Source organism: Rhizobium sp. NFACC06-2 (assembly GCF_900101425.1).
Classification (GTDB): domain Bacteria; phylum Pseudomonadota; class Alphaproteobacteria; order Rhizobiales; family Rhizobiaceae; genus Agrobacterium; species Agrobacterium leguminum.
In genome coordinates, this window is sequence record NZ_FMVA01000007.1 from 244,376 (window position 1) to 268,296 (window position 23,921).

The window sequence follows — 23,921 nt, forward strand, 5'->3', positions numbered from 1 at the left end:
ATCATCAAAAGAGTGAAGCGCTTCGCAGCAAATGACAATCTGCCGCGCTCTGGCACAGTTCTGCGACACTTCTCCATTTTTTACGTAAGAATTTCATGTCGATCCCCTTGCATAATCATTTTAGGTTATTTTTCTAATCCCATTGAAGCAATCAGACATAAAATGAAACAAATTCCCACTTGAGGCAGGAATTGTCGCCAAATAACCACACTCACGGGTTTCCCGAGGAAACGCGCTTATCAGGCCGTTTTTGTTGGATTTTTTGGCTGTTTCAGAGGTTTTTGGCCGGGCATGGCGTGAAATATTCGCTCTTTCGGGTGCCCATGATTCGCCGTTGCAGTGCAGCAATCAGTCGAGACGAATTGTTACATAGAAACAAAAACGCCCCGTTTCGAACGGGGCGTTTTGTTTTCAGAAGAGAGCCGGAGGCAGCTATTACCCCGCTTCGCTGACCCGCGTGAGCGCCGTTCTCAGGCTTGCAAGCTGCACTTCCAGCTCCGCCTTGCGCTCGCGCTCGGCGGCGACCACTTCCGGATCGGCATTGGCGACGAACTTCTCGTTCGACAGCTTCTTGTCGATGCGTTCCATTTCCGCATCCACCTTGCCGATCGCCTTTTCGAGACGGGCTTCCTCGGCGGCCAGATCGATGAGCTTGCCGAGCGGCAGGCAGACCGTGGCCTCACCGACGATGATCTGCGCGGAGCCCTTCGGCGCGACATCGGCGGCGCGGATTTCATCCGCCCGCGCCAGGCGCCGGATGGCGGCGGCGTGGCGGTCAAGCCGCGCTTCGGTGGAGGTATTGGCGCCGACAACCACCAGCGAAGCGGTGGCGCCCGGCGGCACATTCATCTCGGCGCGCGCGGAGCGAATGCCGGAGACGAGATCGATCAGCCAGTTGATTTCGGCAGCCGCGGCATCGTCGCGGAATTCCGGCACCGGCCAGTCGGTCAGGCAAAGCAGATTATCCCGCTCCTCGCCCTCGCCCGCCGTATGCGCCCACAGCTCTTCCGTCATGAAGGGCATAAAGGGATGCAGGAGCTTGTAGATCTCGTCCAGAACATACGCCGCGCAGGCCTGCGATTCCCGCTTGGCCTTTTCGTCTTCGCCGCTGAAGACGGGCTTCAGCAGTTCCAGATACCAGTCGCAGAACTGGTTCCAGACGAAACGGTAGAGAATGCCGGAGGCGTCGTTGAAACGGAAGTTCTCGAGCGCCGCCGTCACGTCGCGCGCCGTATTGGCAAGCTCGGTCAGGATCCAGCGGTTGATGGTCAGCGACGCGGTTTCGGCCAGGAAATGCGGATCGCGCTTCACGCCGTTCATCTCGGCAAAACGCGTCGCATTCCAGAGCTTCGTGCCGAAGTTGCGATAACCGGCGATACGCGCCGGATCGAGCTTCACGTCGCGCCCCTGCGCCGCCATGATGGCGAGCGTGAAACGCAGCGCATCCGCACCATATTCATCGATCAGTTCCAGCGGATCGATGACGTTGCCCTTGGACTTCGACATCTTCTGGCCGTTCTTGTCGCGAACCAGCGCGTGGATATAGACCGTGCTGAAAGGCTCGACGGGATTGCCGGCATCGTCCTTCATGAAATGCAGGCCCATCTGCATCATCCGCACCACCCAGAACGGGATGATGTCGAAACCGGTCACCAGCACGTTGGTCGGATAATAGCGCGCCAGTTCCGGTGTCTGCTCGGGCCAGCCGAGCGTGGAGAACGGCCAAAGCGCCGACGAGAACCAGGTGTCGAGCACGTCTTCGTCGCGGGTCAGGATTTCGCCCGGCTTGAAGTTCTCAAGCTTCTCCTCGACCCAGGCCTTCCACGGACCTTCATGGGCGATGTAGTGCTGGATGGCCGCCTGAAGCGCCTCTTCTTCGGTCTTTTCAACGAAGACCTGTCCGTCCGGGCCATACCATGCGGGAATCTGGTGTCCCCACCACAATTGCCGCGAGATACACCAGGGCTGGATGTTCTCCATCCACTGGAAGTAGGTGTTTTCCCAGTTCTTCGGCACGAAATTGGTGCGGCCTTCGCGAACCGAGGCAATCGCCGGCTGGGCCAGCGTCTTGTTGTCCACCCACCACTGGTCGGTCAGGCGCGGCTCAATCGGCACACCGCCACGGTCGCCATGCGGCACGACATGCTTGTGCGGCTCGATCTTGTCGAGCAGGCCGGCTTCCTCGAAGATTTCGACGATGATCTTGCGGGCGGTAAAGCGGTCCTGCCCTTCCAGACGATCCCATGCGCCATGCAGCGCCGCGGGATGGCTGAGACCCTCGAGGAAATCCTCGTTCTCCTTGATGGAGATCGTGCCGTCGATATTCATGATGTTGATGGCGCGCAGGCCGCAGCGCTTGCCGACTTCGAAATCGTTGAAGTCATGCGCAGGCGTGATCTTCACAGCACCCGTGCCGGCCGTCGGGTCGGCATAGTCATCGGCGACGATCGGAATCTTGCGGCCGACGATCGGCAGGATGACATGCTTGCCGATAATGCCCTTGTACCGTTCATCCTTCGGGTTCACCGCAACGCCGGTATCGCCGAGCATGGTTTCGGGCCGCGTCGTGGCGACGACGATATAATCGCGCGTTTCGAACTCGGTGGGCTTGCCCTCCTCGTCGAAAGCGACCGGATATTGATAGGTGACACCCTTTTCCAGCGGATAACGGAAGTGCCAAAGGTTGCCCTTCACCTCGATCTGTTCGACTTCCATGTCGGAAATCGCCGTCTGCAGCTTCGGGTCCCAGTTGACGAGGCGCTTGTCCTTGTAGATCAGGCCCTGCTTGTAGAGCGTGACGAAAACTTCGAGAACCGCCTGCGACAGCCCCTCATCCATGGTGAAGCGCTCACGCGACCAGTCACAGGAGGCACCAAGGCGTTTCAGCTGGTTGAAAATGAGACCACCGGATTCGGCCTTCCACTCCCAGACCTTTTCCACGAAAGCCTCACGGCCCATATCGCGGCGGCCCGGAAGCTGCTGTTCCATCAGCTTGCGCTCGACGACCATCTGCGTGGCGATGCCTGCATGGTCCATGCCCGGCTGCCACAGCACGTCCTTGCCGCGCATGCGCTCAAAGCGGACCAGAATATCCTGCAGGGTGTTGTTGAGCGCGTGGCCCATATGCAGGGAGCCGGTCACATTCGGCGGCGGGATGACGATGGTGAAGGTTTCCGCGCCCGGCTTGGCGTTGGCGCCGGCACGAAAAGCGTTAGCCTCGTCCCAGGCTTTAGCGATCTTCGGTTCGACGGATGCGGAATCGTAGGTCTTTTCGAGCATTTCCTGACCTGAATTTTAGAGTTCTTGTGTGGATTTTTTTAAATAAGGATGGACGGGAGAGAGTCAACAGAAACCCGCCCGCGAGCCAACCATTGAGCGGACCCACGGGTGACTATGACCCCATAACACCTTCATCTTCAACAAAAAAGCCGCCCCGATGCCGGAGCGGCCCCTGTTTCGTCGCATCCGCCGCAATCGCACATGCGGCCGGAGCGGAACTTAGCGGCGCGAACCGCGCGCCACGCGCTCGATTTCCTCGCGCACCAGACGCTCCACGAGCGTCGGCAGATTGTCTTCCAGCCAGTCCTGCAGCATCGGGCGCAGCATTTCGGCGGCCATATCCTCGATAGAGCGACGCTCGACACCGTCGAAAACCTCTGCAAGCTCGCTGAACGAACGGGCGATCTGCGCACCGGCAGCGGCGGAAAGAAGATTGAGCGAAAGACCGCCCTCAACACCCGCCTCGTCTTTTGCCTGTGGCTCGGCCAGATCGAATGCCTGTTTCTCAACGGCAGGTTCCAGCACCGCTATGTCGAAACGCTCCGCTGTAAGCGGCGTTTCGAGTGCGCCGCGCAGCGAAAGCTGATCGAAGCGGTTTTCGGCCAAAGACGCGCTTTCGATGGCGGCAGCGGCGGCACGATCCTCAGCGGCAAAAGATACCGGCTGCTCGTTCACGCTGGATGCCGGCTGCTCGCTCACGCTCGCGGCGGCCGCAGCCGCCATCAGCGGCCGAACATCTGTCGGGCGCTGCGCGGCGGCGCGTTCGGAAGACGGCGCGGACAAAGGCTGCGATAGAGCCGGCGCAGCAGCCTGCGGCGCGGTCTCGGCCGCGCCACGCTGGGCCTGCGCGGCGAAAGCCGGCGGCCCCATGGCGGCGTTACGGTCTGCGGCGGCACGCACACGGGCGGCAACATCGGCAAGGGACATGGTCTTCTCGGCGGAGCTTTCCTGCCGTTCAGCCAGGGGGCCTTCAGAAATCGGCGAAAAATCCTGCGCAGGCCGTGCGCCAAAAGCCTGGTTTGCGGCGGGGGGAACGCGCGCCGGCGGGCTGATGGGCTCCGCCACGAAGGCTGCTTCGCTCGCAGCCTCGTCTTCATCGTCATAGACCGGCGGCAACTGCCCGGAAAACGCACCGGCAGGTCCGGTCTCGTTGCTTTCGATGATCCGGCGGATAGACGCCAGAATCTCTTCCATGGACGGTTCACGCGCTACGCTTGGCTGAGCCATATCAATCCCCGGTTTCCACTCTTCGAACGCCCTTGCCGCATCCCTCGGACACCGGATGAGCGCTCCTTGACCTGTTCAATTTTCACATCGCGTTTTCGACAACCGAAATCGATCGTCACACCGATGCTCTGAAACATGGCCGGCCAAGCGCTTGAGCATTTCGCCGTCCCTGTCGCAGGATCATGCGGGGCAGAAATACGCACACCCCGAATCACCCTTAGTTTAGGTCAGCATAGCGAGGAACTAAATCACTGATTCGACAAGTTTCGTGATGATGCACAGCTTTGTGAGAGCGGCCCGGAAGGAAGCGCCCGCCGGCAAACCGAACATAAAAACGCCGGGGCGGAAACGTCACCCCGGCGTCAAAAGAGAAGATGATCCTTTGCCGATCAGAAAACGAATTCGGCCGCCTTGGCAAAACCCGGCAGCGGCTTGATTGAAGCATTGAAGAAAGCGGCTGCCGATGTGCTGTTGCCATCGCGGCGATAGACGGTGGCCTTTGCGGCGCCACCATATCCGACGACCACGACCAGACGTCCGCCGTCGCGCAGCTGGTCGATCAGTGCCGCCGGCACTTCTTCCACCGAGCCGTTGATGAAAATGAGGTCATAGGGCGCTTCGCCCGCATAGCCCTTTTCGAGATCGCCTGTCACGACGGCGACATTGTCATATCCGAGCGAGGCGAGCGTCTCGGTCGCCTGTGCGGCCAGCGCCTCATCGCTTTCAAGCGAAACCACCGAACCGGCAAGCTGCGAAAGGATGGCAGCCGCATAACCCGCGCCGCCGCCGACTTCCAGCACCACGTCCTCCTTCGACACGGCCGAAAGCTGCAGCAGCTTTGCCAGCGGCGAGGTCTTCATGACATAACGGGCCGGACGGCCATCGCGGGCGGGACAGATCTGCAGGTCCTCGTCCACATAGGCAATCTGCCGCACGCCCGCCGGCACGAATGCCTCGCGCGGCACGCTCAAAAACGCCTTCAGCACGGAATGCGACGTCACGTCGGTCGTGCGCAACTGGCTGTCGACCATATTGGCGCGTGCGGTTTCGAAATCCATCATATCGTATCGCCTCAATTTCACGGATGCCGGTCGGGAAGCCTCGGCTCCAAAAGCTCAAAACGGCAGGGGCTCCCCCTCGCCTTTGGATAATCTCATAATTGCCCAAGCGCACGCTTTCAAGCGCGCTAAGCCGGATGTGTGGGAAAAAGCGACAGGATATCACACCCATGAAGCAGGCTCTTCATCGTAACGTTCTGTCTTCGTGCGCCGAAACTAAAAAACAAGCGCATTCGAAATTAGGGCCTTGCACCCTAAATGGATTCGTTCTAAATGCCCGCCATCGCTCAAGACGAGAGCGGTTGAGGCCTCGTGGCGGAGTGGTGACGCAGAGGACTGCAAATCCTTGTACCCCGGTTCAATTCCGGGCGAGGCCTCCAAATCTTACATCACACCCAACTTCGATATGAACTGAGCAGTGCCACACAGGCGCTTGAGTTCAACTCGCCTGTCATCATGCGAGCGACGCTGCCCCTTTTCGTATGATCAGATCCGCCCAAGCAGAACCAGGATCAGGACGATCACCAGAACCAGTCCGAGACCGCCTGACGGGCCATAACCATAATTATGGTACCCCCAGCTTGGCAGTGCGCCGATCAGGAAAAGAATGAGCAGGATGACAAGGATGGTGCCGAGCATGTGTAACCCTCCACTATTGGCATGTGTCCTGCCTGCTTGAATGATGAAGCGCGCAAAAAGTTCCCTTTCCTGTATAGCCGGCAGCATAATGGTGGACAGGTATCCTCTTCCGTTTCAACGGGTTACATTGGAAGTTCGGGAATGCGGCCTTGGCTGCTCCGTCTCGGGAAGTAATTCTCTGGCTAATTATATCGCCGCAAAAAGCCCCTGAAGGCCTGTGGTGAGCCGGCCTTCACCGGGATCGACCAAAGCAGCGATTTATTCGAGGTAATTTCTCGGCCTATGTCTATCGGCAGTTGTCCGTCATATTGGCGTCCGTCCCCCGTACCCTGAAACTGGCGGGAGACGGAGAGATCTGGCATCACTGGCAGTGCGCCAGATCTCTCCCGCCCCTCCCCACGCTCCTCGAATTCTCCTTTGCAGGTACACGGATATTTTACCGGCTGTGTTCTCGTTCCCCTTGCCTTGCCGGTTTCACTCCGGCTAGACCCCGGACCGGGAGGGAGAAACGAGAATCATATGTCCGGTTTTGCGAACCTCATCCCGCTTTTCATCTTCGGCCTCCTCGTCTACTTTTTCTTTCGCTGGGTCGCGCGCGACATTCAGAATCCGAAGAGCAAATAGTCGGGGAAATCGTCTCCGGCCCCCTGCCCGCCGGGAACCGCCGCGCCTCGACATCGTTTTCACGGACGCACTTCGGAGGACAGGATGAAAACGCTCGTATCATCGGCCGCTATCGCGCTTACATTGGCGCTTGCCGGATGCACCACGGCCGGCCCGGTCGCCTATGTCGGCCCCGCGCCCTTTGTCGAACCCATTCCCGGCAGCATTATCTACAGGGGCCAGCCGCGCACCAAGCTGACGAAATCGCCGATCGGCAGTACCTTCACCCATGAATTCCGCATCGACGCCAGCACGAGGGCGGTGGAAACCTACCGCATCGCGCCGGACCGCTCGCTGGAACTCATCGACCGCCGCATCATCCGCGAATGGTTGTTCGGGCGCGACGACTGACCGCACCGCAACGGCGCGAAACGGGCCGGGAACGGGATTGCGCATCCTGACCGCTTGGTTTAGAGCCGGGCGCAACAACCAATACGGATAGGCGATGAATACGCGCTGGCAAAAACCCGTCCTGATCGCGTTCGAAACGCCGGGCGACTATACGAGCATTGACACCACGCAGGCTGCCTCCTGGGCGCTGATCGAGGATTGGCCGATCGAAGAGGGCGATGCGCTGGACAAGGCGCTGCTGATCTGCGCCGCCGTCGATGCCGGCAGGAAAAAGCCCGAGGATGCGCGCAAGGCGTTCATCGCAGCCGCAATCGAAGCCGGCCTCGATATCAAGGCCTGACGGCGGAACACCTGCCGGCCGTCGGCTAAGAAATGCCGCCTGCGGCGTCAGCTTTTCAGGATAAGACGTGGGATGGATCGCAACAGATGGAATCTTCCGGAAACATGAAAAAAGCCCTGTTCATTTTTCTCCTCTCCTGCCTGGCGATCGGCCTTCTCGGCCACCTCGTGGTGGCCTTCGTCGTCACCGGCTGAAGCGCCAAAATCCTCTTCGCCGGAAGACGGGGCGAGTAGACATTAGAATTTCCGGAATTTCATTCTTTCGTTATGGAACCGCGATAAACTCTGATCGTTCTCTTTTCACCCAACAGGAGGAGGATCGGAATGCGTGACGGATTGAACGGTTTTCTCGAAATCTCGATGCTCGGCTTCGTGGTCGCAAGCTGCCTTTTCATGGTCAACCTACCGATCTGAGCCACGGCAAAAATTCTTCTTCGACACGACCGGCGACGTGACGTTCCGGTTTAAAAAAATGCGGCCTTGTGGGCCGCATTTTTTTTCAACAGATCATCCAATCAGGCGGAAAGCTTGGCGGCGAGTTTCGCCACATGCGCGCCCTGGAAACGGGCGGCTTCCAGTTCGATTTCGGAAGGCTGGCGCGAGCCGTCGCCATCGGTGATGGTGGAGGCGCCATAGGGCGAGCCGCCCTTGATTTCATCGACGCCCATCTGGCCCTGGAAAGCATAGGGCAGACCAACGACCGCCATGCCATGGTGCAGGAAGGTGGGGATGAAACCGAGGATGGTCGATTCCTGGCCGCCATGCTGGGTGGCGGAAGAGGTGAAGGCTGAACCGACCTTGCCGACCAGCTTGCCGCTGAACCACAGGCCGCCGGTCTGGTCCCAGAAATTGCGCATCTGCGAGGCGACCGTGCCGAAACGCGTGCCGGCGCCGACGATGATGGCGTCGTAATCCGCCAGCTCGTCCACCGTCGCCACCGGAGCCGGCTGATCCAGCTTGAAATGGGAAGACTTTGCAACTTCTTCCGGAACGAGTTCGGGAACGCGCTTCACCACGGCTTCCGCGCCGGTGGACTTCACGCCCTCGGCGACGGCATAGGCCATTTTCTCGATATGGCCGTAAGAGGAGTAATAAAGTACCAGAACCTTCGTCATTCTCTTCGTTTCCTTTGCTGGAACTGTTTCCGGCGTACCGGCGACAAGCTTCTTTAAAAACTCGATGATAATCGGCGTTGACCTGTAAAAAGCGTATGACAAAAAGGTAGCGGACGGATCGGTCCGCCGCCAGCCGGGGATTGGCATACGCACTGTTCACGATGAGTGAACGCCCGGAGCCATCGTCAGCCAATCCCCCTTTTGCGTTTCTTCAAAACCGCTTTGCATTCGCGCTGGTGCGGCGTTAACGTCGGGTGAAACAGAAGACGAGTGCAACCATGTCCAATCCCTCCTCCGCCCAATCCGTCGTGACCGCCGCCATGCTTGCCATTGGCGACGAACTGCTTTCGGGCCGCACCAAGGACAAGAATATCGGCCACCTCGCGGATGTCCTCACCATGTCCGGCATCGACCTGAAGGAAGTGCGCATCGTCGCCGACGAGGAGGAAGCGATCGTGGAAGCGCTGAACGCGCTGCGCGGCCGCTATGATTATGTCTTCACCTCAGGCGGCATCGGCCCGACCCATGACGACATCACCGCGGATGCGGTCTCTGCGGCGTTCGGCCTGCCCTGCGAGCTCGATGCCGAGGCGCTGCGCCTGCTGGGTGACATGTATCGCGTCCGCGAGATGGAGTTCACCGAGGCGCGCAAGCGCATGGCGCGCATGCCGAGAGGAGCCGCCCACATCGCCAATCCCGTTTCCGTCGCCCCCGGCTTCATCATCGGCAATGTTTACGTCATGGCCGGCGTGCCGCAGGTGTTTCAGGCCATGCTGGACAATGTCATGCCGACGCTGCGCACCGGCGCGAAGGTCATGTCGCAGGCGGTGCGGTCGCCCTATGGCGAAGGCGATATCGGCACGCCGCTGACGGCCATCCAGAAAGCCCATCCCGAAACCAGCATCGGCTCCTATCCCAAATATGACGGGCAGCGCTTTTCGACGGAGATCGTCGTGCGCGCCCGCGACGCCGGCGTCCTGAAGGCGGCAGCAGACGCGGTTGCCGCCATGATCGATACTATCGGCCATGAAAAAAGACTGGCAGCCAGCAAGGGCGATGCGACCGCCTAAGACAGAAAAGGCTTGAGACCGGGAAGCTTTGACCAAAATCAAGGTGGCGGCCTGTAAAGGCGGCCACTCTCCCCCTGAGCATTTCCAGGAAAAGCGGAACAGCTTTTCTGTCCGGACAATGCATAAAACAGAGACTTGGATCGATCTGGCGATTCGAAGAAAAGTCAGAACGATCTGAAAACGACATGTCACCGAGGAGAGAGAAATGGGTTACAAGACGATATTGGCAGTGGTCGACAATGTTTCGAACACGCAGAAGCTCGGCGAATTCGTGGTAAGCCTTGCCGATCAGTTTTCCTCGCATGTGATCGGCCTGCATATGGAAACGCTGGCCGCCGTTCCCCTCGTCGCGCCGATGGAAATTCCCGACCCCGCCACCGTGCAGGCGCTGCAGGATGTGGCGCATAAGGAAACCACCGACGTCGGAACCATCTTCGAGCGTACGCTGGCCGCCAACGGCATCTCGCATGAATGGCGCAGCTTCGTCACATCGGTGGGTTACGCCTCCGCATCGGCCATCGACAGCGCCCGTTGCGCCGATCTCATCGTCGCTCGCCAGAGCAGCTCCTCCGCACTTTCCGACAGCCGCTCTGATATTGACGGTTTCCTCTATGAAAGCGGCCGCCCCGTTCTCCTCGTGCCGCATGTGCTGACCGTTGCGAAACCGATCAAGCGCGTCCTGATCGCCTGGAACGGCTCGCGCGAGGCGACCCGCGCCACCTTCGACGCCCTGCCCTTCCTCAAGGCCGCCGATAGCGTCGAGATATTTTCCGTGGATCAGGCGGAGAGCGAAACGCAGTCTTCCGGCCTCGCCGGTGCGGAACTGGCCGCCACGCTCGCCCGCCACGGCGTCAACGTCACCGTAACCTCGCAGGAAAAGATCGCCGGTGTCTCGCCGCAGGCGGCCATCGAAAACCGGCTGTCCGATAACAGCATCGACCTTCTTGTGATGGGCGCTTACGGCCATTCCCGCTGGTGGGAACTGCTCTTTGGCGGTGTCACCCGCACCCTGCTCGATTCCATGACGGCGCTGACGCTGCTGTCGCGTTAAAAATGGATGCGGCGTAAACAGCGCGCCGCACGCCCCGCCATTTCGGTTAAAATGAGCGTCTGCCCCTTGTTTCTTCTCCCCGCCGGGGAGAAGTCCGCGGCAGCGGGATGAGGGGGCAAGGGCAGTGAGTTACGGCAGCGTTGCCCCCTCATCCGACCCTTCGGGCCACCTTCTCCCCGGCGGGGAGAAGAAACAAACGGCAATCTCCAGCTCTGTCCTTTAAGCGGAAAGCTTGCCTTTTTGCCGGTCTTGCGGCTATTAGCCAAAGCCATCGACAATTTTGACCAGATGGTAGACGACATGTCCCTTCCCGATAAAGCCTTTCCCGTCTCCTGGGACCAGTTCCACCGCGATGCCCGTGCGCTTGCCTGGCGTCTTGCCGGCCTTGAGCGGGAGTTCCGCGCGATCGTCTGTATCACCCGCGGCGGCCTCGTGCCGGCGGCGATCATTTCCCGCGAACTGAATATCCGCCTGATCGACACGGTCTGCATCGCCACCCGCCATGATTACGTCAATCAGGGCGAAACGGTTCTGCTGAAGGGTGTCGCCCCGGAACTTTCGGCGGATGGCGGCGAAGGCGTGCTGGTGCTGGACGACCTGACCGATACCGGCAAGACGGCGCTCGAAGTGCGCGAAATGCTGCCCAAGGCGCATTTCGCCTGTGTTTACGCCAAGCCGAAGGGCGTGCCGACCATCGACACCTTCGTCACCGAAGTCAGCCAGGACACCTGGATTTATTTCCCCTGGGACATGGGCTTCACCTATCAGGAGCCGATTGCCAAGGGATCGCGCGGCTGACCAGCCCCGCAGGGGAAAATGACGCTTTGAAACCGCCCCATCGGGGCGGTTTTTTGTCGGGAAACGCCTGTCTGACGACAGCTAAAAAACACGGAAAAACCGCAGTGTCGCCTTTATGCCGCACCCCGGAAATGCGGGGTTTTGCCTTTCCCTTGCGGAAACCAGCCTCGCGCAAGCTTCAAACTTTCCCGCCAAGTCACTGATTTTTCTATGAGCTTTTCCTATCCCCGTTTTCCACAGGCACTCCACACAATATCTTGTGGTTAAAAATGGGTTTCAATCTATGGCTTGACGAATCTGTGCCGCGAGAGGAAAGTGACAATTATGTTGCGGCGGCAACGGACCGGAAAGTAACGAGGCCGGTTCCTCTCCATCTTCAGCGCGCATGTCCAAAGCGGCGTCCCGGCCATGAGGGGGCGGTTCGCCGCAGGCTTTTGCGCGCCTTTCGGAACCGCCAAAAACATGACGCGGGGACTGGCGGCAGGAAGCTGTTGATACTATATTTAGTATTCCATGACATGCTTGCAGCCGAATAAGCCACGAGATACAGGGATGACATCCAAGGATGAACATCCCTTTCAGATCGGCAACAACCGGCTGCGCGAAGGCATCGCACGGCTGGACCGGATTTTTGCGCCCTTCACCGGGCGCCCAATGGACGAGGACAGAAACCATGCGCATTGAACGCCGCTTCACGAAGCCCGGCCAATCGCCTTACGCGGAGATCGACTTCCGCAAGGCCGTCAGTGAAATCAAGAACCCGGATGGATCGATCGTGTTCCGTCTGGCGGATATCGACGTTCCCGCGCAGTTCAGCCAGGTTGCCACCGACGTTCTGGCGCAGAAATATTTCCGCAAGGCCGGCGTGCCGAAGTTCCTGAAGAAGGTTGAGGAAAACGACGTTCCTTCCTTCCTGTGGCGCTCCGTTGCCGACGAAAAGGCGCTGAAGGACGTTCCGGAAGCCGAGCGCTACGGCTCCGAGACCGATGCGCGCCAGGTTTTCGATCGTCTGGCCGGCACCTGGGCATATTGGGGCTGGAAGGGCAAATATTTCTCGTCCGAAGAAGATGCGTCCGCCTTCAAGGATGAGCTTGCCTATATGCTCGCCACCCAGCGTGTTGCCCCCAACTCCCCGCAATGGTTCAACACCGGCCTCCATTGGGCCTATGGCATCGATGGCCCCGGCCAGGGCCACTTCTATGTCGATCCCTTCACCGGCAAGCTGACCAAGTCCAAGTCCGCTTACGAACATCCGCAGCCGCATGCCTGCTTCATCCAGTCCGTTGAGGACGACCTCGTCAATGAAGGCGGCATCATGGACCTGTGGGTGCGTGAAGCGCGCCTGTTCAAATACGGTTCCGGCACCGGCTCCAACTTCTCCTATCTGCGCGGCGAAGGCGAAAAGCTTTCCGGCGGCGGCCGCTCCTCCGGCCTGATGAGCTTCCTCAAGATCGGCGACCGCGCAGCCGGCGCCATCAAGTCCGGCGGCACCACCCGCCGTGCGGCGAAGATGGTCGTTGTCGATGCCGACCATCCGGATATCGAAGCCTATATCGACTGGAAGGTGAACGAGGAGCAGAAGGTTGCCGCTCTCGTGACCGGCTCCAAGATCGTCGCCAAGCACCTGAAGGCGATCATGAAGGCCTGCGTCAACTGCGAAGCTGACAATGGCGATTGCTTCGACCCGGCCAAGAACCCTGCCCTGAAGCGCGAAATCCGCGCTGCCAAAAAGGACATGGTGCCGGAAAACTACGTCAAGCGCGTCATCCAGTTCGCCGAGCAGGGTTACAAGGACATCCAGTTCAAGACCTATGACACGGATTGGGATTCGGAAGCCTACCTCACGGTATCGGGCCAGAACTCCAACAACTCCGTCTCGCTGAAGGACGACTTCCTGCGCGCGGTCGAAAATGACGGCGACTGGAACCTCACCGCCCGCAAGGACGGCAAGGTCATGAAGACGCTGAAGGCCCGCGACCTCTGGGAAAAGATTTCCCACGCCGCCTGGGCGTCTGCCGATCCGGGTCTGCACTTCAACACGACGATGAACGACTGGCACACCTCGCCGGCCGCCGGCCCGATCCGCGCCTCCAATCCGTGCTCGGAATACATGTTCCTCGACGACACGGCCTGCAACCTCGCCTCGCTGAACCTTTTGCAGTTCAAGGATCAGGCGACGAAGCGGATCGATATCGCCGATTACGAACACGCCGTTCGTCTGTGGACCGTCGTGCTCGAAGTCTCGGTCATGATGGCGCAGTTCCCCTCGCGCCAGATTGCCGAACTTTCCTACGAATACCGCACGCTCGGCCTCGGCTATGCCAATATCGGCGGTCTCCTGATGTCCTCGGGCATTCCCTATGACAGCGCCGAAGGCCGCGCCATTGCCGGTGCGCTGACTGCCATCATGACCGGTGTGTCCTATGCTACTTCCGCCGAAATGGCCGGCGAGCTTGGCCCCTTCCCGGGCTTTGCGCCGAACCGCGAAAACATGCTGCGCGTCATCCGCAACCACCGCCGCGCCGCCCTTGGCCAGTCGGAAGGTTATGAAGGCCTGTCGGTCAACCCGGTCGCGCTCATCCATGGTGATTGCCCGGATCAGGACCTGATCGCCCATGCCGTCGCCGCCTGGGACAAGGCGTTGACGCTCGGCGAACAGCACGGCTACCGCAACGCCCAGACGACGGTTATCGCGCCGACCGGCACGATCGGCCTCGTGATGGATTGCGACACGACCGGTATCGAGCCCGACTTCGCGCTGGTGAAGTTCAAGAAGCTCGCCGGCGGCGGCTACTTCAAGATCATCAACCGCGCCGTTCCGGATGCGCTGCGGTCGCTCGGCTATTCCGAAAGCCAGATCGCCGAGATCGAGGCCTATGCTGTCGGCCATGGCAATCTCAACCAGGCTCCCGGCATCAACCCCTCGACGCTGAAGGCCAAGGGCTTCACCGATGAGAAGATCGAGGCCGTCAATGGCGCGCTGAAGAGCGCCTTCGACATCAAGTTCGTCTTCAACCAGTGGACGCTCGGCGCCGACTTCCTCAAGGAAACCCTGAAGGTCTCCGACGAGCAGCTCTCCGACATGAGCTTCAACCTGCTCGAGCACCTCGGCTTCGGCAAGAAGGACATCGAAGCGGCAAACGTGCACGTCTGCGGTGCGATGACGCTGGAAGGCGCACCGTTCCTGAAGAACGAGCACCTGGCGGTCTTCGATTGCGCCAACCCCTGCGGCAAGATCGGCAAGCGTTATCTCTCCGTCGAATCGCATATCCGCATGATGGCGGCGGCTCAGCCCTTCATCTCGGGCGCGATCTCCAAGACGATCAACATGCCGAACGATGCGACGGTTGAGGATTGCGGCGCAGCCTACATGCTCTCCTGGAAGCTGGCGCTGAAGGCAAACGCCCTTTACCGCGATGGCTCCAAGCTTTCCCAGCCGCTCAACGCCTCGCTGGTGGAAGATGAGGACGACGAAGACTTCGTTGAAGAACTGATCCAGCAGCCGCTCGCCCAGCAGGCCGTGACGATCACCGAAAAGATCGTTGAGCGCGTCATCGAACGTGTCTCGCGCGAGCGTGAAAAGCTGCCGAACCGCCGTCAGGGTTACACCCAGAAGGCAACCGTCGGCGGTCACAAGGTCTATCTGCGCACCGGTGAATTCGGTGATGGCCGCATCGGCGAAATCTTCATCGACATGCACAAGGAAGGCGCCGCCTTCCGCGCGATGATGAACAACTTCGCCATCGCCATCTCGCTTGGCCTGCAATATGGCGTGCCGCTGGAAGAATATGTGGAGGCCTTCACCTTCACCAAGTTCGAACCGGCCGGCATGGTGCAGGGCAACGACGCGATCAAGAACGCCACGTCGATCCTCGACTACGTGTTCCGCGAACTCGCCGTCTCCTATCTCGGCCGCCACGATCTCGCCCATGTCGATACGTCGGATTTCTCCAACACGGCACTCGGCAAGGGTATCCAGGAGGGCAAGACCAACCTCGTTTCCACCGGCTGGACCCGCGGTTACAAGCCGACCATCGTGTCCCGTAATGATGGCGAACGCACCGCTTCCGAGCCCAAGGGTTCGGCAACGGCAGCCCCTGCCCGCGCCTCGGCCAACGTAACGGCTTTCGCCGGCTCCGCCGCCCGCAAGCTGGAACCGACAGTCGCCATCGCAACCTCCGAAATCGTCTCCTTCAAGCGGGACTATGAAGAGCGCGCCAAGGAACTGGCCGAAGAAATCGCCGAAGAGGTGATCGACGAGGTCGTCCAGGAAGCCCAGCAGACGGCAACCGCCCTCTTCTCCGACAAGGCCGCCGCCGACGCTGCATCGGCCAAGACGGAAGCCAAGAAGGTGGAAAACGAACGCCGCATGCGCTCGATTGCTCAAGGGTATACCGGCAACATGTGCTCGGAATGCCAGAACTTCACGATGGTGCGGAACGGCACTTGCGAGAAGTGCGATACTTGTGGTGCGACGAGCGGTTGCAGCTAATATAGCTGTGGATAACTAGTAAATTTCCGGCCCGACATTTTCGTCGGGCTGGATTTCTAAATGGAACAAAACGAGAATCGGATTTGCGATTTTAAGTTTCGCAAATACAAAAGCCGGGACACAAGGTCCCGGCTTGTATACCGCGAAAAAGCCGAAGCTCACGCGGGGCGAAGAGACTCAAGTGCCTCCTCTGTTGGCGCAGTAATTATGGAGCATAAGAGAATTGAAGTCGAGGTAGCTTCGGTAGCCATCAACAAGGAGTTTTCTAGATGGCCTCCAATGAACGTACGTCTAAGTCGGTTGCATCTACGGCAGGAAAGCTGCTCAGCAATCCCAAGACACCCGCTGCTGTAAAGAAAGTAGCGGCCTCAGCCTTAACTCAAGCACCCAACAAAAAGAAATGATGAATCCCGAGGGCTCTTTCAAATATGAAAGAGCCCTTATTTGTTTTGATGTTTTATTTATTACAACTACTGGAAACCCGTAGTTCAGAATGTTATATTTCGAATGGAATGCGCATAAGGCGTCAGCCAATCTCGCCAAACATGGCGTCAGTTTTGAAACCGCCCGCAACGTTTTTGACGATCCATTTGCCGTGGATATCGAGGATCGTTCAGCGAATTACGGTGAAGTCCGACGGCGTATAGTGGGTTTGGGCAGCGGATTGGTTCTGACTGTGATCTATACCGAACGAAGCGAAGTGATCCGCATCATCTCCGCACGAAAGGCGACACGCGCAGAGCGCAAGGAATATGACGACAATGGCTGGTAAAACCGATCAAACCGACTGGGTCCGTCTTCACGCCATGACCGACGAGGAAGCAGAGGCCAATGCGCTGGCCGACCGTGATAATCTACCGCTTTCCGCCGAACAGCTCGCCGCAGCTCCCAGAATGCCGCGCATCAAGATCATTCGCCGGGCTCTGAAGCTGACGCAGGAAGAGTTTTCCGCCCGTTATCATATTCCGCTTGGCACCCTGCGTGATTGGGAACAGGGACGTAGCGAGCCGGACCAGCCGGCCCGCGCTTATCTCAAGGTCATCGCCGTCGACCCGGAGGGCACGGCCGCCGCGCTTCGTAAAGGCGCGGCCTGACCCGCCTCACCCGATAAAATCCACCAGCAGCTTCACATTCAGCGCCGCAATCACCACCGCGATCAGCCACGCGAAGGCCGAGAGCCAGAGCGGTGAGCGCAGTTCGCCCATCTTGGCCTTGCCTGCGGTGAACATCACCAGCGGGAAGACGGCGAAGGAGAGTTGCAGGCTTAAGACCACCTGCGTCAGGATCAGCAGTTCGCCCGTGCCGCTCTCGCCATAAAATATCGTCACGCCGGCGGCGGGGACGATGGCGATGGCGCGGGTGATGAGGCGGCGCAGCCAGGGGGCGAGCTGCATCTTGAGGAAACCTTCCATCACGATCTGGCCGGCGAGCGTTGCCGTGACGGTGGAATTGATGCCGCAACATAAAAGCGCCACGCCGAACAGCGTCGGCGCAATGGCGAGGCCAAGCAGAGGCGCCAGCAGATTATGCGCCTCGCCGAGTTCGGCGACATTGGTCTGTCCCGCCTTGTAAAAGGTCGCCGCCGCCAGAATGAGGATCGAGGCGTTGATGAGGAGCGCGAACATCAGCGCGACGGTGGAATCGAGGGTCGCGAATTTCAGCGCCTCGCGTTTTTCGGCAATCGTCTCGCCGATTTCGCGGGTCTGCACGATGCCCGAATGCAGATAGAGATTATGCGGCATGACGGTCGCGCCGAGAATGCCGAGCGCCAGATAGAGCATGTCAGGATTGGTGACGATTTCGGTCGTCGGCGCGAAACCGAGGATCACCTGCCCCCAGTCAGGGTCGGCGAGCGCCACCTGAATGGCGAAACACACGGCGATGACGCCAAGCAGAGTGATGACCAGCGCCTCCACCCAGCGGAAGCCGAGCTTTTGCAGATAAAGGATCAGGAATACATCGAGCGCGGTGATGAGAACGCCGAGTTCGAGCGGAATGCCGAAAATGAGGTTGAGGCCGATGGCCGTGCCAATCACCTCGGCGATATCGGTGGCGATGATGGCGATTTCGGCCAGCAGCCACAGCACCATCGCAACCGGTTTCGGATAGGCATCGCGACAGGCCTGGGCGAGATCGCGGCCGGAGGCGATCGCAAGACGGGCGCAGAGCGATTGCAGCACGATCGCCATGATGTTGGAAACCAGCGCGACGGTGAGCAGCGTGTAGCCGAATCTGGAGCCGCCGGCGAGCGACGTCGCCCAGTTTCCGGGATCCATGTACCCGACCGCAACGAGATAGCCGGGGCCGAAAAAGGCCATCGCCCGGCGAAACGTGCCGGCATTCGGTTTGACGCGGATCGAGCTGTGAACGTCGGACAACGAGAGATCGTCGCCGTTCCGTCGCCATCCAAAGACTGGCTTGTCCATATTCTGCGCTTTCAAATGGGAGAGTGATTTGATGCAATTGCAAATCATTCGCATAAGCGGCAGCGACTGGCAAGGGGAGTTTTACGGCCGGATATCGGCGCGCGATGCCGCAGCCGCGTGTCCGCCTTAGGGGCGAACCGACACACCATCACGCGCTTATGGCTGGCCCTCCTCTCCTTCCCGCCGTGGGCCGGCTGGATTCCGTCTAAGGCCGGGATGATGGAGGTCGGGGAAAAAGGGCGGCGGCGAATGCGGAGACGCTGTCATCTCGAGGGCCTCACGGCCTTGTCATCGCCCTACCCCGTCGATTTCGGAACGGCCGCACACCCGCCTGCGTTGATCTTTCAGAAAGCAACCTATTGCGGGAAAGTTCATGCGACAGGGCCACAAATTCAGCCTGGTGAACCATCCGAGTCGATGGCCGAAATATATCATGGCGCACAGAAAACAGCGCGACTGGCTGATGACGATCAGCGGCATCGTGCTGCTGTTCATCGTCGCCGCCGCGGTCGCCATGGGTTATCTTGTCACCAGCCATCCCGGCAAGCCGGAGCCCAACCCCGGCATCGTGGAGGAACAGGCAGCGGAAAACGGCGGATAGATTGCGACGCCAACGCGCCGCTTATCAGCTAAGGCTTATCAGCTAAGGCCCGCAAGGTGCCCGCTGAACTGCGCCTCGTGGAGCCGGCTGTAATGGCCCTTGGCGGCCAGCAACTCGGCATGGGCGCCGGTTTCAGCAATGCCGGTCTGGTCCACCACCACGATGCGCGAGGCGTCGCGGATCGTCGCCAGCCGGTGGGCGATGACGAGTGTGGTACGGCCTTTGGCAAGCTCCGTCAGCGATTGCTGGATGGCGCGTTCGGTTTCCGTGTCGAGCGCGGAGGTCGCCTCATCGAGAATGAGGATCGGCGGGTTCTTCAGGAACATGCGGGCAATGGCGAGACGCTGTTTCTGGCCGCCGGAAAGCTTGACGCCGCGCTCACCGATGACGGTGTCGAGCCCAAGCGGCATGGCCTCGATGACGCCATCAAGACGGGCGCGCCGCGCCGCATCCATGATGTCCGCATCCGAAGCGCCAAGCCGGCCATATTCGATATTCTCGCGGATCGTGCCGCCGAACAGGAAGACATCCTGCTGCACGATGCCGATCTGGTTGCGTAGCGAAGCAAGCTTCATCTTGCGGATATCGATGCCGTCAATGGTGATCGCGCCGCTGGTGACATCGTAAAAGCGCGGCAAAAGCGAGCAGAGCGTCGTCTTGCCCGCCCCCGAAGGGCCGACAAATGCCACCGTCTCACCGGCGCTGATCTTCAGGTCGATATTGGTAAGAACCGTCTTACCCTCGGCATAACCGAAACCGACATGGCGATATTCGATATTGCCGCGCAGCAGCGGCGCTTCCACCGCATCCGGCGCATCGACGATATCAGGTGCGGTGTCCAGAAGCTCGGTGAAGCGGCGGAAACCGGCAATGCCCTTGGGATAGGTCTCGATGACGGAATTGATCTTTTCCACCGGCCGGAAAAATACGCCCACCAGCAGCAGGAAGCCGACAAAGCCGCCTTCGGTCAGGCTGCCCGTCAGCACGAACCAGGCGCCGCAGATCATCACGATCATCTGCGTCAAGCGCATGCTCATATAGCTGAGCGAGGTGCTGGCCGCCATGATCTTGTAGGCATCGAGCTTGGTGCGGCGGTATTTCTGATTGTCCTTCTCGAACAGTGCCCGTTCGTGATCCTCATTGGCAAAGGCCTGCACCACCCGCATGCCGCCGACATTTTCCTCGATACGGGCGTTGAAATCCCCCACCCGACCATAAAGCGCGCGGAAATTCTGCGTCATGCGGCCGCCGTAACGGCTGGTCACCCAGGCGGTAACGGGCACGACGGCGGCGGTGATGAGCGCCAGGGGCACATTGACCGAAAGCATCAAAAGGAACGCGCCGATGAAGGTCATGATGGCGATGAACAGGTCTTCGGGGCCGTGGTGTGCCACCTCGCCGATCTCTTCCAGATCCTTGGTCAGCCGCCCGACCAGATGGCCGGTCTTCTGGTTGTCGAAATAACGGAAGGAGAGCTTCTGCAGATGGTCGAAGGCCAGACGCCGCATGTCGGTCTCGATATTGATGCCGAGCATGTGTCCCCAATAGGTGACGGTCGCCATCAGCCCGGTATTCAGCACATAGATAAGCAGCAGCCCCACGGAGGCGGCAAGGATGATGGCCCATTCACCGCCCGGCAGCAGCACATCCACAAAGGCCTTCACCGCCATCGGAAAACCGAGTTCGAGCACGCCCGACAACACCGCGCAGGAAAAATCGAGAATGAACAGACCGCGATAGGGGCGATAATAAGCGAAGAAACGGCGGAGCATGGCATGACCTGGAGATCGGGCGCGGCAACCTTACGCCGCAAGAAAAACGGAGTTCAATTCTCATATTTCAATGCGCGCGCCAAGACCGATGTTCTATTTTTACCAAAATCGTTCAATAGGTTCAGCAATAAACACACAACGGTAATGTGATCCGATTATATTGCACTTATATGTATCGGTGTGACAGAGTGAATGCACCCTTCGGGGAGAATGCGAGAAAGAGCCTGCCGTGAGTAACATTGACAGCCGTAAGCCCAGTGGCGAACCGAGATGGCTTGGTCCCGCCAGCCCGACGCGGATCGCCCTGATCCCGCCCATCTCGGCTGCGCGCTGGCTTCTCGTTCTCGTCGCCCTTGCCGGCATTTATTTCTTCCACGGCTTTCTCGTCCCCGTTCTCGCCGCTCTCGTCATCGGTTTTGCCAGCTGGCCGGTTTATACGCGGCTCTTGCGGCAGGTGGGCGGCAACACCACGCTCGGCGCCACCATCGCCATCATCCTCATCCTCGCCTTCCTCGTCGTGCCGATCTTCATCGCCGCCTCCTATACGGCAAGCGAAATCCGCGAATGGTTCGGGTGGGCAGTGCATGTCAACAAGACCGGCGCGCCCGTGCCGGACTGGATCGCGGCGCTGCCCGCCGTCGGCCCCTGGCTCGGCGAACAATGGGTGAAATATATCGGCACGCCGGGCGCCATCGGCGAACTCATCCAGCTCGTCAGCGGCGCCAATATCGGCAATATCTACCGGGCGATCCTCGCCGCCGGCAACGGTGCGTTCCACCTGGTGCTGACCCTGCTCTTCATGCTGATCGCGCTGTTCTTCGTCTACCGCAACGGTGCGGGCTTCACCCGGCAGGTCGATCTGGTGGGTGAGCGTATCCTGCCGACGCGGTGGGAACGCATTTCCCGCGTCGTGCCCGCCACCATCAGCTCCACCGTGACGGGCATGACGCTGATCGCCATCGGCGAAGGCATCATCCTCGGCATCGCCTACTGGATCGCCGGCGTACCCTCGCCCGTCACGCTCGGTGTGCTCACCGGCGTCATGGCGCTCATTCCAGGCGGTGCGCCGCTCTCCTTTACGCTGGTATCGATCTATCTGGTCGCCAGCGGCTCGCCCGCCCACGGGCTGGCGCTGTTCGTCTGGGGTTCGGTAGAACTCTTCATCGTCGACAAGACCATCCGTCCGAAACTCGTCGGCGGGCCGATCAAGCTGCCCTTCCTGCCCACCTTTTTCGGCCTCGTCGGCGGCGTCAAGACCATGGGCTTCCTCGGCCTCTTCATCGGCCCGGTGCTGATGGCGCTCCTGGTCGCAATCTGGCGCGAATGGGTGCGTGAGGTGGAGATCTCCGCCGCCGCCGGCGCCGAGGCTCCGCCCCCACCGCCCACGCAGGAAAACGCCGTTGATGAGGTTGCCGCGCTCGAAGACAATAGCGAAGAAACGACGGCGTTTCGGAAAGCGGCGTTTTGATTTGTGAAGCCTGCGGGCAGACGCCTCGACGCTGGTGCCTATAGATAGTCCTTAAACGCCGCATCCGTCATGCTCGGACCTGTCCCGAGCATCTGCCACCGATTGATTCCACGATACGTGATTGGATCCTCGGCACAGGGCCAAGGGATGACGTGCAGGATACGGCAATCTCGCGCCGTAGGCCTAAAGCACCTTCTCCATGAACAGGCTGAGCGGATCCGGCTTATAAGGCGCAAAGGCCTCGATCTCCACAAACCCCGCCTTGCGATAAAGACCGATCGCCTCCGGCTGGCTGATGCCGGTTTCGAGACGGATGGCGGAAAGGCCAAGCTCGGCGCCGCGCGCGACAAGCGTATCCATGATCAGCTTGCCGATCCGCAATCCCCGCGCCTCGGGATCGACGAACATGCGCTTCACCTCCGCCGTGCCGTCCCCCGCCTCCACCAGCGCGCCGCAGCCGACCACGCGGCCGTCATGCCGGGCCACGAAAAACGAGACATTGTCCTGCTCGAGCGCGCCGATATCGACCAGATGATTGCTCTCGGCGGGATAAAGCGAGGCCATATAGGCGTTGGAAAGGTCGATGAGGCGCAGAACCGCATCCTGCCGGGGTGTTTCAAGCTTGATTTCGGTGGCCAATGGGATGCCTGCCTTCTCTATAAAATGCGTATTTCGTCGTAATGTCACTGCAATCGGGATAGATGAGTTTCTAGAGCATAATTCCCGACAGAGGCAACACACACCATGAAAACAGCCCTCGTTCTCATGACCTTCCTTGGCTGCGACGACAGCGCCACCGATTGCCATTACCTCGCCACCTCCCAGCAGCGCTGGACGAGCATCGAACTGTGCGACGCCGTGTCGGAAAAGGAGCTGGAGCGATACGCCAACGCACCTTACCCAGTAGTGGTAGCCGTGTGCCAGACACCGGGCGAACAGGCCCCGCAGACGGCCGGCACGCAACCTCCCGCCACGGCACCGGCCACTGCACCGCAGGCAACGGCAGTGGTTACGCCGAAGGAAGAGGAAAGCCTCACCAAACAGGCAATCAGCCGCGTCAGCCGTATCCTGCCTTCCACCGAAGGCATAAAGCATCTTCTGGGAACGCCGGTTAGGATGGTTGAAAACAGCTATTCGTGGATCGCCAAACGGTTCGATAAGTGAGGCGATTGGGAAAAAGCGGCGGCGGCTTTCTTCGCCGATGCGAGGTAGAGATTTCCTCTGACAGCAAAGCCCCCACTTCCCTCGTTCCTGCGCTTGTCACAGGAATCCTGTGTATTGGATTTGTGCTATGTAGAGTGCGGGCGGAAGGCCGTCGGAATCCTGGTCGTTAGAGACCGCCTGCTGGCTTTTGGACCTCCGCCCGCTCTTGATGATCCCAACCTGAACAGTTGATGGAGGCCGTGAGCGCGGACCTCGTAGCACAGGATGAGGCTTGCCATGGTACACCCTGTTTACATCGGATGCGACGTCTCAAAGGCACATCTGGATCTTTTCGATGCCGCGACACAAAAAGCCGTCCGCATCGCCAATACCGGCACCGCCATCGATGAATGGCTTGCCACCCTTGAT

20 protein-coding genes and 1 tRNA gene are annotated in these 23,921 nt (G+C 59.8%); 13 read left to right on the forward strand and 8 right to left on the reverse strand.

Translation table 11 applies throughout. The features are described 5' to 3' along the window. Positions 1 to 435: 435 nt before the first annotated feature. From F3H58_RS14550 to F3H58_RS14560, 3 genes are all read right to left on the reverse strand, one after another. Positions 436 to 3,279, reverse strand: a complete 2,844-nt coding sequence (locus tag F3H58_RS14550) for a valine--tRNA ligase (RefSeq protein WP_142845137.1) — start codon at positions 3,277 to 3,279, stop codon at positions 436 to 438. Between the two features lie 219 nt (positions 3,280 to 3,498). Beyond that, positions 3,499 to 4,506, reverse strand: a complete 1,008-nt coding sequence (gene popZ, locus F3H58_RS14555; protein WP_149742689.1) for a cell division protein PopZ — start codon at positions 4,504 to 4,506, stop codon at positions 3,499 to 3,501. Between the two features lie 389 nt (positions 4,507 to 4,895). After that, complete coding sequence (locus F3H58_RS14560) at positions 4,896 to 5,567, reverse strand: protein-L-isoaspartate O-methyltransferase family protein (protein ID WP_077982143.1); 672 nt, start codon at positions 5,565 to 5,567, stop codon at positions 4,896 to 4,898. A gap of 303 nt (positions 5,568 to 5,870) precedes the next feature. Between F3H58_RS14560 and F3H58_RS14565 the strand changes: the two genes are divergently transcribed. Then, positions 5,871 to 5,944, forward strand: a tRNA-Cys gene (locus F3H58_RS14565). 106 nt (positions 5,945 to 6,050) lie between these two features. Here F3H58_RS14565 and F3H58_RS14570 read toward each other — a convergent pair. Then, positions 6,051 to 6,203: a DUF3309 family protein gene (locus F3H58_RS14570; protein WP_003495626.1), complete on the reverse strand. Its 153-nt coding sequence runs from the start codon at positions 6,201 to 6,203 to the stop codon at positions 6,051 to 6,053. 708 nt (positions 6,204 to 6,911) lie between these two features. Here F3H58_RS14570 and F3H58_RS14580 point away from each other — a divergent pair. Both F3H58_RS14580 and F3H58_RS14585 read left to right on the forward strand, forming a co-directional pair. Further along, positions 6,912 to 7,217 (forward strand): hypothetical protein, encoded by a 306-nt coding sequence (locus tag F3H58_RS14580; RefSeq protein WP_149742690.1) that lies wholly within the window; start codon positions 6,912 to 6,914, stop codon positions 7,215 to 7,217. Between the two features lie 94 nt (positions 7,218 to 7,311). Further along, positions 7,312 to 7,557, forward strand: coding sequence for a DUF982 domain-containing protein (locus F3H58_RS14585; RefSeq protein WP_149742691.1), 246 nt, complete (start codon positions 7,312 to 7,314; stop codon positions 7,555 to 7,557). A gap of 514 nt (positions 7,558 to 8,071) precedes the next feature. Here F3H58_RS14585 and wrbA read toward each other — a convergent pair. Continuing rightward, positions 8,072 to 8,671 carry an NAD(P)H:quinone oxidoreductase type IV gene (gene wrbA / locus F3H58_RS14595; protein WP_080857032.1) on the reverse strand — a complete coding sequence of 200 codons (600 nt, stop codon included), beginning with the start codon at positions 8,669 to 8,671 and terminating at the stop codon, positions 8,072 to 8,074. Between the two features lie 278 nt (positions 8,672 to 8,949). On the opposite strand from wrbA, the gene F3H58_RS14600 reads away from it, so the two are divergent. The 7 genes from F3H58_RS14600 (at position 8,950) to F3H58_RS14635 (ending at position 17,176) form a co-directional block, all read left to right on the forward strand. Further along, positions 8,950 to 9,741 (forward strand): competence/damage-inducible protein A, encoded by a 792-nt coding sequence (locus F3H58_RS14600; RefSeq protein WP_149742692.1) that lies wholly within the window; start codon positions 8,950 to 8,952, stop codon positions 9,739 to 9,741. A 205-nt stretch (positions 9,742 to 9,946) separates the two neighbouring features. Further along, entirely contained in the window at positions 9,947 to 10,792 is an 846-nt protein-coding gene (locus F3H58_RS14605) for a universal stress protein (protein WP_065656011.1), read from the forward strand. Between the two features lie 300 nt (positions 10,793 to 11,092). Continuing rightward, positions 11,093 to 11,590 carry a xanthine phosphoribosyltransferase gene (gene gpt / locus F3H58_RS14610; protein WP_003523375.1) on the forward strand — a complete coding sequence of 166 codons (498 nt, stop codon included), beginning with the start codon at positions 11,093 to 11,095 and terminating at the stop codon, positions 11,588 to 11,590. A 552-nt stretch (positions 11,591 to 12,142) separates the two neighbouring features. Further along, positions 12,143 to 12,274 (forward strand): hypothetical protein, encoded by a 132-nt coding sequence (locus F3H58_RS27555; RefSeq protein WP_256364474.1) that lies wholly within the window; start codon positions 12,143 to 12,145, stop codon positions 12,272 to 12,274. Beyond that, positions 12,264 to 16,082 carry a vitamin B12-dependent ribonucleotide reductase gene (locus F3H58_RS14625; RefSeq protein ID WP_149742694.1) on the forward strand — a complete coding sequence of 1,273 codons (3,819 nt, stop codon included), beginning with the start codon at positions 12,264 to 12,266 and terminating at the stop codon, positions 16,080 to 16,082. Before F3H58_RS27555 ends, F3H58_RS14625 begins: the two co-directional genes overlap by 11 nt. Before the next feature lie 493 nt (positions 16,083 to 16,575). Beyond that, positions 16,576 to 16,854 (forward strand): BrnT family toxin, encoded by a 279-nt coding sequence (locus F3H58_RS14630; protein WP_127756943.1) that lies wholly within the window; start codon positions 16,576 to 16,578, stop codon positions 16,852 to 16,854. Continuing rightward, entirely contained in the window at positions 16,844 to 17,176 is a 333-nt protein-coding gene (locus tag F3H58_RS14635; protein WP_188128924.1) for a helix-turn-helix domain-containing protein, read from the forward strand. Before F3H58_RS14630 ends, F3H58_RS14635 begins: the two co-directional genes overlap by 11 nt. A 6-nt stretch (positions 17,177 to 17,182) precedes the next feature. Here the strand turns inward: F3H58_RS14635 and F3H58_RS14640 are convergent, their stop codons facing one another. Further along, complete coding sequence (locus F3H58_RS14640; protein WP_188128925.1) at positions 17,183 to 18,508, reverse strand: Nramp family divalent metal transporter; 1,326 nt, start codon at positions 18,506 to 18,508, stop codon at positions 17,183 to 17,185. A 373-nt stretch (positions 18,509 to 18,881) separates the two neighbouring features. Here F3H58_RS14640 and F3H58_RS14645 point away from each other — a divergent pair, with 373 nt between their 5' ends. Continuing rightward, a complete protein-coding gene (locus F3H58_RS14645; protein WP_149742695.1) occupies positions 18,882 to 19,109 on the forward strand; it encodes a hypothetical protein in 228 nt (75 codons plus the stop codon). Between the two features lie 38 nt (positions 19,110 to 19,147). Here F3H58_RS14645 and F3H58_RS14650 read toward each other — a convergent pair whose 3' ends face one another. Next, positions 19,148 to 20,881, reverse strand: a complete 1,734-nt coding sequence (locus tag F3H58_RS14650; RefSeq protein WP_065656016.1) for an ABC transporter ATP-binding protein — start codon at positions 20,879 to 20,881, stop codon at positions 19,148 to 19,150. Positions 20,882 to 21,110: 229 nt separating this feature from the next. On the opposite strand from F3H58_RS14650, the gene F3H58_RS14655 reads away from it, so the two are divergent. Continuing rightward, on the forward strand, positions 21,111 to 22,349 hold the full coding sequence (locus F3H58_RS14655; RefSeq protein WP_149742696.1) for an AI-2E family transporter: 1,239 nt from the start codon (positions 21,111 to 21,113) through the stop codon (positions 22,347 to 22,349). 183 nt (positions 22,350 to 22,532) lie between these two features. On the opposite strand, the gene F3H58_RS14660 is transcribed toward F3H58_RS14655, so the two are convergent. Beyond that, positions 22,533 to 22,988 (reverse strand): GNAT family N-acetyltransferase, encoded by a 456-nt coding sequence (locus tag F3H58_RS14660; RefSeq protein WP_020808948.1) that lies wholly within the window; start codon positions 22,986 to 22,988, stop codon positions 22,533 to 22,535. Between the two features lie 105 nt (positions 22,989 to 23,093). Between F3H58_RS14660 and F3H58_RS14665 the strand changes: the two genes are divergently transcribed. Continuing rightward, positions 23,094 to 23,513, forward strand: coding sequence for a hypothetical protein (locus F3H58_RS14665; protein WP_149742697.1), 420 nt, complete (start codon positions 23,094 to 23,096; stop codon positions 23,511 to 23,513). The last annotated feature ends 408 nt before the right edge of the window (positions 23,514 to 23,921 follow it).

Coding starts and splice junctions, on each gene's coding strand:
- F3H58_RS14585 (WP_149742691.1), top strand. CDS start 7,312: ATGAATACGCGCTGGCAAAAACCCGTCCTGATCGCGTTCGAAACGCCG.
- F3H58_RS14665 (WP_149742697.1), top strand. CDS start 23,094: ATGAAAACAGCCCTCGTTCTCATGACCTTCCTTGGCTGCGACGACAGC.
- F3H58_RS14580 (WP_149742690.1), top strand. CDS start 6,912: ATGAAAACGCTCGTATCATCGGCCGCTATCGCGCTTACATTGGCGCTT.
- F3H58_RS14630 (WP_127756943.1), top strand. CDS start 16,576: ATGTTATATTTCGAATGGAATGCGCATAAGGCGTCAGCCAATCTCGCC.
- F3H58_RS14640 (WP_188128925.1), bottom strand. CDS start 18,508: ATGGACAAGCCAGTCTTTGGATGGCGACGGAACGGCGACGATCTCTCG.
- F3H58_RS14570 (WP_003495626.1), bottom strand. CDS start 6,203: ATGCTCGGCACCATCCTTGTCATCCTGCTCATTCTTTTCCTGATCGGC.
- popZ (WP_149742689.1), bottom strand. CDS start 4,506: ATGGCTCAGCCAAGCGTAGCGCGTGAACCGTCCATGGAAGAGATTCTG.
- F3H58_RS14600 (WP_149742692.1), top strand. CDS start 8,950: ATGTCCAATCCCTCCTCCGCCCAATCCGTCGTGACCGCCGCCATGCTT.
- gpt (WP_003523375.1), top strand. CDS start 11,093: ATGTCCCTTCCCGATAAAGCCTTTCCCGTCTCCTGGGACCAGTTCCAC.
- F3H58_RS27555 (WP_256364474.1), top strand. CDS start 12,143: ATGACATCCAAGGATGAACATCCCTTTCAGATCGGCAACAACCGGCTG.
- F3H58_RS14625 (WP_149742694.1), top strand. CDS start 12,264: ATGCGCATTGAACGCCGCTTCACGAAGCCCGGCCAATCGCCTTACGCG.
- F3H58_RS14650 (WP_065656016.1), bottom strand. CDS start 20,881: ATGCTCCGCCGTTTCTTCGCTTATTATCGCCCCTATCGCGGTCTGTTC.
- F3H58_RS14560 (WP_077982143.1), bottom strand. CDS start 5,567: ATGATGGATTTCGAAACCGCACGCGCCAATATGGTCGACAGCCAGTTG.
- F3H58_RS14645 (WP_149742695.1), top strand. CDS start 18,882: ATGCGACAGGGCCACAAATTCAGCCTGGTGAACCATCCGAGTCGATGG.
- F3H58_RS14605 (WP_065656011.1), top strand. CDS start 9,947: ATGGGTTACAAGACGATATTGGCAGTGGTCGACAATGTTTCGAACACG.
- F3H58_RS14635 (WP_188128924.1), top strand. CDS start 16,844: ATGGCTGGTAAAACCGATCAAACCGACTGGGTCCGTCTTCACGCCATG.
- wrbA (WP_080857032.1), bottom strand. CDS start 8,671: ATGACGAAGGTTCTGGTACTTTATTACTCCTCTTACGGCCATATCGAG.
- F3H58_RS14550 (WP_142845137.1), bottom strand. CDS start 3,279: ATGCTCGAAAAGACCTACGATTCCGCATCCGTCGAACCGAAGATCGCT.